Below are 13,005 nucleotides of genomic sequence, written 5' to 3' on the forward strand. Positions count from 1 at the left end.
ACTTAGCCCAGCGCTTCAGGGCTGGGATCATGCCGGACCAATAAGTCCCGGAGGGACGACATAGGACAATAGTTTTCCTTTTTTTCCCCCCGGTGCCAGGAGTCGAAGCGATACCCGAACGTGGTGAACCACTGGTCGTAATTCATGGTGCCGCCGCGGTTCCAGGTCCAACCGCCTTGTAGGAAATAATGTGGGCCAATCGGCGCTTCGAGATTGGCATTCACGAAATGCGACTTGTTGCTGGTCGCGAGCGTCGACGTATATGCCTGCTGCCCGGCCAGCAATTCCCAGCGGAAGTTGTCACGGAAATTGCGCGATAACGAAAACGCCTTGTAATCTCCATTGCCGTAAGAGCTATTGAACCGTGAGTAGCGCAGGTCCGCGCGAAACTTGTAAGGCAACTCGCCGAACGTGATCCCGTAAAGCTGGTTTAAGGACGACTTGGCCTCGCCCGATCGGCTGCTTTTGCCGAGCGTGGCATACACCCAGATCTTCTTCAGGACTTCGATGCGCGGCCCGGCACTGAATCCCTGGAACAAATATTTGTCCAGCAGCCCGGTCCCGATCAGCTGCGGATCGAAATTCGGCACGTCACGGGAGTAGGTGTGGTTCACGTCAAACTCGAAGCGCTCGATGGGCTGGATTCGCAGTGTGGTGAACGCACGGCTGACACCGGCTCCGGGGGACGTGACCGCCGGATTGCTGGCCGGCCGGTCCGCCTGCACTGCGCTGTAGATCGAAAAAATTCGCTTGTAGAACAATCCGTTTTCGAAGAACAGGAAGGGGCGGTTGATTTTCCACTTCAGCATCTGCACGCCCGTCCCGGACGTGCTGGTGTATCGAAAATTGTCGAAGCTCCCGCCTTCGAAGTTGACGAACATCCCCCCCATCTGCTGGTCGGGCGCATAGCTCCATGAGGTCGGGTCTGGGGTGGAGCCGGCGAACAAGCCGACAGTCATTCCGGTTCCCACGCGCCGGCCGAAGTAGCCGCCATCAATGGTGTCGAGACTCGTGGCCCACGGCAGGTAAAGACGCCCTACGCCTGCAACCCAGCGCGATTGCGGGTTGTCGTAAGTGAGCGCGAGGTGATACGTGCGGTTGATGAGGTCCTGCAGGGTAGGGGTGGTGGAAGACGAGTTTTTTGTAAAGCGGCCGCGCCAGTAGCCACTCATGTTCCAGTAGCTCCCGCCGATGCGGCTGATATCGGTGCGGACAACCATGCCAATATTGGAACTCGTAGAGCCGACCGCGCCATGGCTGAAAATGCCCGAGTAGTCGACGCCAACGCGGCCGCGCGCACGATTGACTTCCGGCAACGGCGGGCGCGGAACTTCTTCCCGAGCCTCTTCCTCGAGAGGGTCTCCTTCGGTGAAGGAAATTACTGTGGGGTACTTCCGCGTCGCGCTCAGGGAACGCTGGGCCACCAGCGCCTGTGTGTCTTCCGACGAAAGATATGCCAAGTCCCCCGGCTTCACGTCTCGCTTGGGCTGGATGATCTCGGTGACCGCGGAGGTTTCGGCGATCGAGATCACCTTCAGTTCAGCCACCGTTTGGAGTCCGTCTTCATTTCCGGTGTCCATCTTCGGCGCGGATGGCTGCGTGTCGCGCACTTCCAGCTTCATGCCCTCGATCAATCCGGAACTTCGTCCGGCGTCGAGGTAGGCAGCGCCCTCGGCTACATACTTCACCTTGAAAGCGGTGCGAACGTCAGCGTTGGGCTGGCGCGAGCTCAGCACCGGAAGCATTCCATCGCGATCGGAGTTAGAAGGCGTACTGGCTGCAGCGACCGTAGAAGGACTCGAAGCACTCGCAACCGCGGCCGTCGAAACTGGATTGGACGGTTGTGGCGCGGTCACAAGCGGCGCAGCCGCGACCGGCTTTTGAATCTCAGCGGCTGAAGGCTTACCAGCCTCGGGCGGCTGCAGGGATGCCACTGCAATCATCCGACTAGCACTGACAGCCACAGCGGGTGCTTGAATCGGCGCTGGCGAGGATAGGGGCGGAGTTTGAATGTTTGGCTGCGCTGACGCAGCAGTGTGAACAGGCGCTTGTTTGATTTCGGTCCCGGAGACTGCATCCTGCTGCACTGGCTTTGATACAGAGGCAGCCGGCGTAACCACCATTGCCACTGTGGCAGTCGGCATAGTAGCGGGAGGCTCTCCTACCCGGGCCGACTCGGGCACCGCAGCAGCGCCACCAGTGCTGTCGGAGCGCTGGTTGCCCGCATTTTCTCCCGCGGCCCGCGGCACAACTCCGGTACCCGGCGCCCCGATGCCCGGGAACACCGTGCCCTGCTGCAGGCTACCGTAGTTCGGGTGCGCAGCCGTCGGACTCGCTGCGACTGCAGGTGCTGATGCATTCGCCTGTGAGGCTTCCTGTGAATCGGGAAACTTCAGAGGCGGGCGCGAAGTACTTGGGGGAGGGACCGGAGCAGGTGAAACTTCAACCGATACCGAAGCGACCGGATTCCGGCGGCGACGTAGCCTGCCAAACAAGGGAACGCCCGCAGCGCCCGGCGCGCCGCTGCCGCCGCTTGAAGTCGAGGCAAGCGCCGATGGCAAGACGGTCAGCGTTACCTTGTTCCCATCTCTCGACAGGCCATAGGGGCGGGCGGCGTCCAGGTCAATGACGACCCGGCTGACGGGCGGGTTTTGGCTGGTTAAGCCGACCCGCACTGACTTAATGCCGTCCTGACCAAAGGCGATGTGCTGCTGCTTGGCGCCAGCAAGCGTATTCGCGAATTCAAGAACCAAGCGGGGCGGGTTTTCCGCAATGATGACCTTGGGATCGACGGCCGCGCTGATCGTGACTTCTACCTGGGTACCGTTCGCAGCGCGTGTAATGTCAACCTGGCGGATTTCGCCGGGAGCGTTGCCTTGTGCTCGGGCCAGGGCGCCGGCGCCGAACATCAAGAGGAGGAGAATTGCTTGCACTCTTACCATGAATATCTTTTTCAAACGCCAGTTGCGCGCTCGTGGGCCTATCCCCCCTTGTGGCACTGGTAGCAATTAATGCTGTTGTAGACATATCCGCCCACTCCCTGGTGGTTCGAATCAGTCTCCGATTTCGTGTGACAGTTCGTACACGTAAAAATCTTGTAGTTACTGGGATTGGTGTGGCACGTCGCGCATACCCCATTCGCATTGCCGTGGTTCACGGGGAAGAAGGTATGGTTCCAGTTCGCCGGAATCCAGGCAGTCGTGTTGTGACAGGTGGCGCACGTAGTCGGAAACGCGGCGGCGATGTGGTTCGGGCTGGTAGTCCCGTTGTAGTCAGGCTTGTGGCAGGAATAGCAGTCTGTCGGCACGGTCGTGTAGTTGTTGTTGACGTGACAGCTGGCGCACGGGACCTTGGTGTGAAATCCGGTGAGCGGGAACGCCGTGTTGTTGTGATTGAAGCTGGACGGAATCCAGGCAGTCGTGTTGTGGCACACCTCACATTGCTGCGGGAATCCAGAGGTGATGTGATTCGGACTGGTGGTTGCCTGGAAATCCTTCAAATGGCAGGTCACGCATGCGGTACTGGTCAGGTTGTAGTTGTTGTTGACGTGGCATTGAGCGCATTGCACCGTGGCGTGAAACCCGGTCAGCGGGAATCCGGTTGCAGCATGGTTGAAGGTCGCAGTCAGCCATGACGTGGTGTTATGGCAGACCTCGCACTGCTGCGGGATGCCTTGCTGCACGTGGTTGGGATTAGTCGTGTTCTGGTAAGTCTTCAGGTGACATGAAACGCACGTTTTGGTCGTCAGGTTGTAATTCCCATTCACGTGACATTGGCTGCACTGCACCGTGGCATGGGCGCCGGTGAGCGGGAAGCCGACCAGGTTGTGATCGAAGCTGGCCGGCTGCCAGGCGTTAGTCGAGTGACACTGCTGGCAGTTCTGCGGGAATCCCGCCGCAACGTGGTTCGGATTTGTAGTCTTCTGGTAATCGGGCAAGTGGCAGCCCACACAATTGGCGGACGTGCCTTTATATTTGCCGCCGATGTGGCACGCGGTGCAGTCCAGCGTGGCGTGCATGCCGGTCAAAGCGAAGCCGGTGAACTTCAGGTGATCGAAGCTCGCGCCGAACCACGTGTTCATGGTGTGGCACAGCTGGCAACTGGTGCTGAAGCCGGTTGCCATGTGGCTGGGACCAGTAGTCCGCTGGAACGTCTGCGCGTGGCAGGAGTAGCACTCGGTCGACATCGTGGTGAAGTTGCTCAAAGCACCATTTTTGTGACACGCGGTGCAGTCCAGCGTCGCGTGGGCTCCCATCAGCGGGAACCGATTGTTGTGGTTCTGAATCGCTTTAACAGATACGTTCCAGCCATTCACCGTGTGACACTGTTCGCATCGTGCACCCATCTTGGCGCGATGGATGTCGGCGTGGCAGTCGGCGCACTTGGTGCCCACGTTGGAAAACACGGGCTTGGTATGGCACTGGGTGCACATCACTCCCTGGTGCATGCCGCGCAACGGGAAGCGTGTCTGGTTGTGATCAAACTCAGGCATGCCGCGAATCGGTTTCCATCCCAGCGAGGTGTGGCAATTGGTGCAAGCCATGTTGAGCGGTCCATGCGGACTTCTGGTCTGCGCTGACACCTGTGCCTGGCCGGCAGGAACGCCCAGCGACATCAGAATCAGATTGATCAGAATGGTCGAAAGCAATCTGCCCACCCTTTTAAGCCCGATTCAACTGCTCAGTCGAAATTCGATAAGGACGCGAAGAAAAGTTACGACAGTCTTTCGGGCACGAGTGGCGATTCGTTATCTCAATTAGCTGCAGCAATTCTCTAGCCACTAAGATTACTCGGGAGGACACGTTTCAAACACGTTACGCAAGGCCGTGTTCATGCGGACATTCGCTGCTGTCTAAATTTCTGTCGTGCGATGTATATATTTTTGTGAGTAACTTCTTCAGGCGGGATTCCGCACAATTTACCTGTTGATTCTACGGTTCAAAAATTTTGACTGATGAACCCACGCAGTTGTCCAGAAATCCGCACAAAACGCGGCCTGGATACGCGCCCCTGAAAGGCGGCGGCGCGGCTGCGCAATCTAGCTCCCAGCGCGCTTTTCAGGCCCGTGACAGGCAGCGCATTCCTTCGGAGTGGGCTTGTAAAACAGGACAGATTTGCCGCTCACCATCTGTGTGTTCTTGTGACAAGCCGCGCAGCGCACATTCTGGTGCGCTCCTTTCAGTGAAAAAGTGGTCCGCCGTTCGTGGTCAAACAGTGATGGCTTCCATCGCAAGCTGTTGTGGCAATCGGCACAAGGAGTGATATTCGCGGCGTTCGCGAATTGCGGCCCGTGAATGTTCTCGTGACACTGCTCGCACTTGGTGGGCGCTGCCTTGAAATCCGCATTGACTAACTTCGTTCCCAGGTCTGGCGGTTTGTGGCAGTCAATGCATGCCGTTCCCCGGTGCGCTCCCAGCAACGGAAACGACGTCCTGGAATGGTCGAACTTTCGCAGGTCACGCCACGAATCAGTGTTGTGACACGTCTCGCAACCGGTCCCCGTCTGCTGCATCCGGTCCTTGAACTGGCCCTTGTGCGGGTCCTGGTGGCAAACGGTGCAGGAGCGGTTTTCGAAGTGATAAATCGCGGTATTCCGCACTTGCGGTGCAGCCGTGGCACGCGCTTCTCCCTTGAGATCTGACGCCGGCTTATGACAATCCGCGCAGGGTGTTGCCATGTGGCCGCCGGTGAGTTGGAACCGTGTTTGTTTATGTTTCGCCAGGCTGAACGTGGAGGGGCGGTAGCCTTTCAGATCGTGACATTGCTCGCATCGGTTGAAGTAGGGAGCGGTGGCGAACTGGCTCTCGTGCTGGTCTTTGTGGCAGTCCGTGCACTGTCCAAACTTAAGACGGTAGAGTGTGTCCTTGCCCTTCGGTATGTGGCACTTCGCGCAGTCGACTGTGGCGTGCTTTTGCAGCAGCGGGTACGCCGAGCTGGCATGTTCCTTCACGCCGTAGGTCGTCGGCTTGAAACCCTGAACGCTGTGGCACGAAGAACATTCTCCTTTGTCAGCGCGCTTAATGAACTGTCCGTTGTGCTGGTCCCGGTGACAGTCCGTGCATTTCTGGAATGCCAGGGGTTTCTTAAAGTCGCCGCCAGTGTGGCAGCGCAAACAATCGACTGCCTGATGTTTGCCTTCCAGAGGGTATTTGGTTTTGGAGTGATCGAACTTCTGGCTTACCGCCTGCAGGGAGACCTTTTTCCATCCGCCCGTGTTATGGCATGACTGGCAACCTTGCGGCGCAAAGCTGCCGTGATGCGGATCAGAGTGACAATCCGAGCAGGCGCCGAATGCGAGTCCAGTCCATCGTGGCTTGTTGTCCGTACCGGGCGTGTGGCACTTCTGGCAATTGACGTTGGCGTGCAGGCCAGTCAGCGGATACCGTGTCTTGCCGTGATCGAACTGTGAAGTATTTTTCCAGTCCTCAAAATTATGGCACTGCTGGCAGTTCTGCCCGAGCCGCCCGTTGTGTTCGTCCTTGTGGCAGTTCACGCAATTACGGTCGACTCCAAGGAAGGTGCGGTTCTTGTCGCGGACCTGGATGGAGAACATTTCGGTCCGGGCGATGTGCTCCGGGGTGTGGCAGCGGTTGCACTGCAGTCCGGCGTGTTTACCCGCCAGGGTATACCCAGTCTTGCTGTGGTCGAATTCCGCCGGTGTTGGAGTCCACTTAACAATCGGGAAGTCGACGCCGTTGTGCTCGGAATGGCACCGGGCGCATTCCTGGCTGGAGTCGGCTTTCAGTTCATACGAGGCGTGCAGCCCACGTCCAGCCCGTAACCGGGAGGCGATCTCGTTGTGACACTCGAGGCACTTCAGCGTGCGCACGGCGCCGAGTTTGTGACAGGAGGTGCAATTTACCGCGCTGTCCAGAGTTTTATGCGCTCGGGAAAGCGGTCCGGGAGATATCTGTGATGTCGCAGCGCCCGCAAACAGCCATAGAAGAGAGAGCAAAGCCGCGACTCGCGCACAGGCCGTGTAACACGACGCTCTACGACGGGCGGGTATTAGCTGCTCAAGGACGTCTTGCATCGGTCGGACAGTCCTATGCTTGTTTGTCGACAGCGATTGTCATGTAGGCGCGAACGGTTGCAGTCTAGCACCGGCACGTGGAATGCCAGACAGACAGAAGTGCAACCCCCAAAGTTTGCGCCTGCGCGTCAGCTTTCCTGGTCACGGTGTACGAACTTATGGACAGTGTTCTGAAAACAGACACCCGCGGTTCCTCTCCGCTTGCAAGTTCTGCCCAGAAAACTCGAAACTGTTGGTGTGAACCTGGACGACACCATCGTCGCAATCGCCACACCTGCGGGACGAGGCGGCTTGGGCGTTGTGCGCCTTGCCGGGCCTGAGGCCCGCGCCATTGCCGCGCCGATGCTGCGGCTGAATCATCCGCTCGAACCGGGGCGCGCCCTGTTCGGAGAATTGATCGAGCCTGAGGGAAATTTTTTGGCGAGTGGCAGTTCTGCGGACCAAAAGGCCAGTGACCGCATTGATGAGGTGGTGGTCACCTACTTTCAGAAGCCACATTCCTACACGACGGATGACATAGTCGAGATTTCGGCGCATGGTTCGCCGGTCGTGCTACGCCACATCCTGGAACTTGCGCTCGATCGCGGCGCCCGCCTTGCCGAGCCGGGCGAATTCACCATGCGAGCGTTCTTGAATGGCCGCATCGACCTGACCCAGGCGGAAGCGGTTCGTGACCTCATCGAATCGCAAACGTTATTTCAGGCAAAGGTGGCAGCCCAGCAACTCGAAGGCGCTCTCTCCAAACGGCTGCAGCCTATCAAGCAGAAACTGGTCGAATTGATTGCGCTGCTCGAGGCGGGCATAGACTTCGCGGAAGATGATGTGTCCGTGCTCCCCGCCGAGCAAATTCTCAAACACATAGGCGAAGTCCGGGCCCCGCTAGAGCAATTGGCGGGCACGTTCGCCTACGGGAAAGTCGTTCATGAAGGATTCACGCTTGCCATAGTCGGCCGGCCGAATGTCGGAAAGTCCAGCCTGTTCAATCGCCTGGTCGAGCGGGAGCGCGCTATTGTCACCTCCACGCCAGGAACCACGCGCGATCTGGTGAGCGAAACGGTTTCACTCGAGGGTATCCCTGTAAAGCTTGTGGACACAGCTGGGATCCGCCGTGCGTTGGACGAAGCCGAAAGTATTGGTATCCGCAAATCGATGGAAGCACTCGCCGACGCGGACATGGTTGTGGTTGTAGTGGACTCGTCTCAGCCCCCAAGCGACGAGGATCGCGAACTGCTGGCGCAAGTGGCTGGACGGCCTTCGGTGGTTGTGGCGAACAAGAGCGATCTGGGGCCTTCTCGGTTCTCGCCTCCTACTTCGGACGTGGCCCTCGTGCGCACGTCGGCTCTGTCGGGCGAAGGAATGCCCGAGTTGCGCTCTCTAATTTTGCGGCAGATCGGAGGGGATTCACTGGGCCGCGCGGAAACGGGGTTCCTGACTAACGTGCGGCACCAGAGCCTTGTACGCGATTCGCTGAGCGGCTTGCATCGCGCAGTCGAAGCCGTGCACAACCGCGTTCCCCATGAAATGCTGCTTCTCGATCTTTATAGCGCCTTGCGCCCCCTGGACGACATCACGGGCGCTACCACCACGGACGACATTCTGAACCTGATCTTCAGCACCTTCTGCATAGGAAAGTAGAACTAGCGAACCAGTTCGAAGCAGTTGGATGTCGCACGCGGTCGAGCTCCGTATTCTTAGTTGACTCAGACCGTGTTACATTTCTCCCAAGGCTTAGGGGCGAGAATATGTCTGTCGTAGTGAAACTCGAGGATGAATTGGGTGAGCAGGGTGAGTGGGTGATCTTGCACGAGGTGATCCCGTCCCGAGATGAAGCCGATTTTCCTCTGTTGCGCGGGATCGACCCCTACGGCAACACCGTTTTTAATCACCAGCAGATGGGCACCTTTCTCGAGGAATGGGAACGCGTACGCGATCGCGCCCGCGATGAATCTCAAAAAGAGGCCTGGCAAAAAGTAAAACAGATGGCCGAGAGATGTCAGGCCGACCGCGACCTCTATATCCGCTTTGTGGGGAACTAACGCTTATCCCTGAGAGTTGCAGCGGTGTACAGACTTCGGCTTAGCGGTGCACGTGCGGACTTTGGGCAGGATTGCGGCGCGCGGGCCGCGGGGCCTTGGTGACTCTCACTTCAAATTTTACGGGCAAAGTCTTGGGGGGATAACAGGCAGCCTTGTCGCAAGCCTGATACCGGAGTTGCCCGTGAATCATGTATTTGGTCGGCAGCACGGTGTGCAAAGGCCGCACCAGCACGGAAACCCCAAATGTTCCACTGTAGACGCTCAGCTTTTCGTCGGGCGCAAAAGGAAAGGTCATCTCCTGCCCCTTGGGATAGCTTATGCGGCCAATCACGATATCGGTGGGCGCATCCAGTTTCAGCGAAGTGGGTAAGAGGAACTCGGATTTTGGCGCGTTGGAATTGATATGGAAGCCAGGTGTAATGCGGAAGCGCAATTCGACGGAGCCGGGCTTACCCGGCCTTATGCTGAGCAGCGGCGCAGGGGCCATGCTGACGGACGGAGCTTTGGCCGCCCCGATTATCTGGCCAGATGCAGCGACCGCGGCCAGCACAATCAAACTGCCGAGTTTTCGTAGCTGCCACATAGCATGCGAAAGCATCGTGCTGCGACACGGTAAAGGTACCGTCAATCGCCGATTTCCACCACGTTACTTCTGAGCTTGTCCGGAAAGCTGTTTAGAGGCCGCTCTGGGCCACGTGACCCCTGGCTAACGCTGCCTTGACACTGTCTTCGATTTCGCCGCGGCTCTTCAGGCCAAACACGCGATCCACGATCTTGCCATCCCGGTCGATGAAGAACGTCGAGGGTAGAAATTGCACTCCGCCGTAGGCATCCCCGACCGATTCTTTTCCGACCAGGATCGGATAGTTCACGCCCAGTTCCTTTGCAAATTTCGCGATTTCGTCCTTCGAGGCGTCATCCATGGCAATTCCGACCACCTGCAGGCCTTGCGGACCATACTGCCGCTGCAACTCCTCGAACCATGGCATCTCGATCTTGCAGGGCTGGCACCACGTGGCCCAGAAGTTGAGCAGGACTGCCTTGCCGCGGTAGTCGGAAAGGTGAAGGGTTTGACCGTCGAGCGTCTCCAGAGAGAAATCAGGGGCCGGCTTGCCTTTTAGCTCAGTGGCGGGATTGTCGATACTCGCTCTCCTCTTCGAAAGATAGGGAGCGAATGCCAGCATCACAGCTACAGCCACCACGATGACGATCCAAACTGCAGTATTACGCTTCACGATTCCGCCTCTAGAGAGCAAAACGATTCAAGAAAGACAGATAGTTCGAGATCAGGGTAAACCGTCCCAAAACCAGAAGAGCACCGAGGCCGATCAGCAGGACACCACTCGCCACTTCCACGGCGTGCATGTGAGTGCGGAAGCGGCTGTAAAACTTCAGAAAGCGTTCTACACCCAGCGACGTGAGCAGAAACGGCACCGCCAATCCCAACGAATAGATGGCCAGCAGAATAATGCCTTTTGCTACCGAATCCTGCTCCGCGGCAAAACCAAGAATCACCGCCAGTATAGGGCCGACGCACGGGGTCCAGCCAAAGGCGAAGGCAAAGCCGATCACGAATGCTCCCCAGGGCGAGCTTCCTCCCTTTATGTGATGCAGGCGTTTGTCTGCCAATAATGCCTTGATCTGAAAGACACCGGTCAGATGTAAGCCAAAAATGATGATTACGACTCCAGCGACTACCGACAGGCGGCTCTTGTAAACGGCAAGCAACTGGCCGATTCCAGTTGAAAGAGCTCCCAGGGTGACGAAAACAATGCTGAATCCAAAGATAAAAAGGATGGAGTTCAACATCACCCGGCGCATCAGCTGAGCTTCGTCCGACTTAAGCTCCTCGACGCCTACTCCAGAAATGAGCGACACGTAGCCGGGCACCAGCGGCAGGACGCAAGGCGACAAGAACGAAATCACGCCCGCAAGAAACGCGGCTATCGGAAGCGGCAGAGTGGACATCGGCTTTATTTTACCCGGCGCGGCGATGTATCAGGACCAATTAGAAAGATGCTGCTTACTGCCGGAATGTTACAAAGCCTTTTGCATTGGCTCCCTGACCCAGCTCGCTACCTATTTCGGGCGTGGCTTGTTCTTGCGCGGCTTAGGCGGAGGCATCGGCGCCGGCGCTGGCGGCTCGGCCGCTCCCGGAGCCAACTCCGGCGGTGGTTCCGTCAAGACCTTGCGGATGAACCCGGGAGACAGCACCGCAGTCAGCACCGCACGGCGGTCGTGCTGAGATATTTTCAGGCTGTCGAAGAACTGCTTGATATCGGAGTCCCCGCTGCCGCTCGCCGGCGTCAACTCGGCACTCTGAAAGATATTAAGGACGGTGGAAGCCTGGGTAGCCATGCGTTTGGCATCATCTTCGGAATCGGCAATCGCCTCCGCACGAAGGTGAAGGGCGCGCAGATATCGCGCGGACAGAACCAAGGTCGCAGGCTTCTGAAACAACAACGACCAGATTCCATTCGAGAGCGGAAAGCGGGTGTCACTGCCAGGTACACGGACGATGGCCCAAGCCAGGCTCACCAGGGGCACATCCTTATAGTAGTGGCGCAGAAGCGCGGGTCCGGCAAACGGGGATGCCAACTTCCGTGACCGGTCGATAATTCCCCGGATCACGCTGGGATCATCGCTGTTTGAGGCGGCAACCGTGTCCACCCCGAGGATTACCACCCGCAAGGTTCGATCTTCGAGCTTGATATTGAAAATTTCAACCGAACGGTAAAGGTCAACTGAGGCCGCCGACTTCCGCAGGTAGGGAACCAGCTTCTCGGCATGGATATTCCCCTCGAACACCTCGGAAAACCGCGGCTCCTGCGTCTTTGACCCGGTAGTCAGGCCACCCCAGCTCACGGGGTAATGGACGGCGAAGGCGGCTCGATCCAAGTCGCGTTCGAACTGGATTCCGGTCTCCTGGATGAACTTCTCGTACTCGGGATCGTGCGAAACGGGCGGCAGTTCCTTGATGGCGCCGAAGCGTCTCACCCATTGGAGATTCACATAGAGGAAGGCATCGGCGCCGGGCAGCAGGCGGGCAGCTTCCGGTGGGGCATGCTTCCGCAATTCCACGACGATTGCTACCGCCGCCACGAGTACCAGGACGCCAACTACTATTGGAAGACGCCGTCGTATGCGCATCAAGCAGGCTTGGGCCGCACCCGGGGTGCGGCATTCTTCACCCTGTGCCTCGAAGCGCTACATCATAGCACCCGGGCAGCGGAGCCATAGAAGCTACTGCCTGGTCCCTGATGGCTGATCGATGGTAAGACTTTGAAAATGAGGGCCCTCGGTTGCACGTGGAGTACCCTTGTGATAACTTAGAAAATTGTCCCGGACATAATGAAGGGATCAGGAGGACCTTTCGCGCCTGAAGGGCGGAAGAGTCTAGTTTGCTGGCGTAGCTCAGCTGGTAGAGCATCTGATTTGTAATCAGAGGGTCGGGGGTTCGAATCCCTTCGCCAGCTCCAGGAACGGTTTCCGGAAACGCAGGGCGCAAGCGGGCAAGGCAGGCGGCAATACCGCAGCAGGATTATCAGAAGCACTCCATAAGGAATCTTTCCGGCAGGTAGTGAGCCTCGGTGCGGAAGTATGTTCGCACGAGTCTCGATTTCCTTTCGATGTGCGGCCCCTCGGATCTTCTGCACCGGACGTCAGCCCCGGCAAGAGCTGGGCGAATCGAATAAGAGAGAGCGGCTTCTGCACAGGTGGCCGAGTGGTTAATGGCAGCAGACTGTAAATCTGCCGCTCCTTGCGAGCTACGGAGGTTCGAATCCTCCCCTGTGCACCATTTGGTTTGGTTGTGAATCGTCTAGCGATTGCATTATCGGTCTACTTAATTCTGGGCGTGCTGGCGTGGAGCACGTTGAGCGACAGCAGAGTTCGAATGGTGACATTCGCTATCCTGGGATTGTTTGCGGTGAAGAC

9 protein-coding genes and 2 tRNA genes are annotated in these 13,005 nt (G+C 58.0%); 4 read left to right on the forward strand and 7 right to left on the reverse strand.

Annotated features, from left to right (window positions below):
• Positions 1-2 precede the first annotated feature (2 nt).
• The 3 genes from VFA76_04445 to VFA76_04455 form a co-directional block, all read right to left on the reverse strand.
• Positions 3-2,942 carry an AMIN domain-containing protein gene (locus VFA76_04445; GenBank protein HZR31089.1) on the reverse strand — a complete coding sequence of 980 codons (2,940 nt, stop codon included), beginning with the start codon at positions 2,940-2,942 and terminating at the stop codon, positions 3-5.
• A gap of 38 nt (positions 2,943-2,980) precedes the next feature.
• Entirely contained in the window at positions 2,981-4,648 is a 1,668-nt protein-coding gene (locus VFA76_04450; protein ID HZR31090.1) for a cytochrome c3 family protein, read from the reverse strand.
• A gap of 390 nt (positions 4,649-5,038) precedes the next feature.
• Positions 5,039-6,955 carry a cytochrome c3 family protein gene (locus tag VFA76_04455; GenBank protein ID HZR31091.1) on the reverse strand — a complete coding sequence of 639 codons (1,917 nt, stop codon included), beginning with the start codon at positions 6,953-6,955 and terminating at the stop codon, positions 5,039-5,041.
• Between the two features lie 315 nt (positions 6,956-7,270).
• Here VFA76_04455 and mnmE point away from each other — a divergent pair, with 315 nt between their 5' ends.
• Both mnmE and VFA76_04465 read left to right on the forward strand, forming a co-directional pair.
• Positions 7,271-8,668, forward strand: coding sequence for a tRNA uridine-5-carboxymethylaminomethyl(34) synthesis GTPase MnmE (gene mnmE / locus VFA76_04460; protein ID HZR31092.1), 1,398 nt, complete (start codon positions 7,271-7,273; stop codon positions 8,666-8,668).
• A gap of 107 nt (positions 8,669-8,775) precedes the next feature.
• The gene (locus VFA76_04465; protein HZR31093.1) at positions 8,776-9,069 is read left to right on the forward strand and encodes a hypothetical protein; all 294 of its coding nucleotides are present in this window, start codon (positions 8,776-8,778) and stop codon (positions 9,067-9,069) included.
• A gap of 40 nt (positions 9,070-9,109) precedes the next feature.
• On the opposite strand, the gene VFA76_04470 is transcribed toward VFA76_04465, so the two are convergent.
• From VFA76_04470 to VFA76_04485, 4 genes are all read right to left on the reverse strand, one after another.
• Positions 9,110-9,667, reverse strand: a complete 558-nt coding sequence (locus VFA76_04470) for a protein-disulfide reductase DsbD domain-containing protein (protein ID HZR31094.1) — start codon at positions 9,665-9,667, stop codon at positions 9,110-9,112.
• A 76-nt stretch (positions 9,668-9,743) separates the two neighbouring features.
• Positions 9,744-10,304, reverse strand: coding sequence for a TlpA disulfide reductase family protein (locus tag VFA76_04475; GenBank protein HZR31095.1), 561 nt, complete (start codon positions 10,302-10,304; stop codon positions 9,744-9,746).
• A gap of 10 nt (positions 10,305-10,314) precedes the next feature.
• Positions 10,315-11,037, reverse strand: a complete 723-nt coding sequence (locus tag VFA76_04480) for a cytochrome c biogenesis protein CcdA (protein ID HZR31096.1) — start codon at positions 11,035-11,037, stop codon at positions 10,315-10,317.
• Positions 11,038-11,148: 111 nt separating this feature from the next.
• Positions 11,149-12,219 carry a hypothetical protein gene (locus VFA76_04485; protein ID HZR31097.1) on the reverse strand — a complete coding sequence of 357 codons (1,071 nt, stop codon included), beginning with the start codon at positions 12,217-12,219 and terminating at the stop codon, positions 11,149-11,151.
• 253 nt (positions 12,220-12,472) lie between these two features.
• On the opposite strand from VFA76_04485, the gene VFA76_04490 reads away from it, so the two are divergent.
• Together VFA76_04490 and VFA76_04495 are read left to right on the forward strand one after the other, a co-directional pair.
• A tRNA-Thr gene (locus VFA76_04490) sits at positions 12,473-12,548 on the forward strand.
• A gap of 231 nt (positions 12,549-12,779) precedes the next feature.
• Positions 12,780-12,868: transfer RNA gene (locus tag VFA76_04495), tRNA-Tyr, on the forward strand.
• The last annotated feature ends 137 nt before the right edge of the window (positions 12,869-13,005 follow it).

Source organism: Terriglobales bacterium (assembly GCA_035651655.1).
Classification (GTDB): Bacteria; Acidobacteriota; Terriglobia; order Terriglobales; family Acidobacteriaceae; genus DASRFG01.

Bases quoted from the DNA above. Each gene is read 5' to 3' on its own strand.
- VFA76_04445 (HZR31089.1), bottom strand. From the start codon at position 2,942: ATGGTAAGAGTGCAAGCAATTCTCCTCCTCTTGATGTTCGGCGCCGGC.
- VFA76_04465 (HZR31093.1), top strand. From the start codon at position 8,776: ATGTCTGTCGTAGTGAAACTCGAGGATGAATTGGGTGAGCAGGGTGAG.
- VFA76_04470 (HZR31094.1), bottom strand. From the start codon at position 9,667: ATGCTTTCGCATGCTATGTGGCAGCTACGAAAACTCGGCAGTTTGATT.
- VFA76_04480 (HZR31096.1), bottom strand. From the start codon at position 11,037: ATGTCCACTCTGCCGCTTCCGATAGCCGCGTTTCTTGCGGGCGTGATT.
- VFA76_04485 (HZR31097.1), bottom strand. From the start codon at position 12,219: ATGCGCATACGACGGCGTCTTCCAATAGTAGTTGGCGTCCTGGTACTC.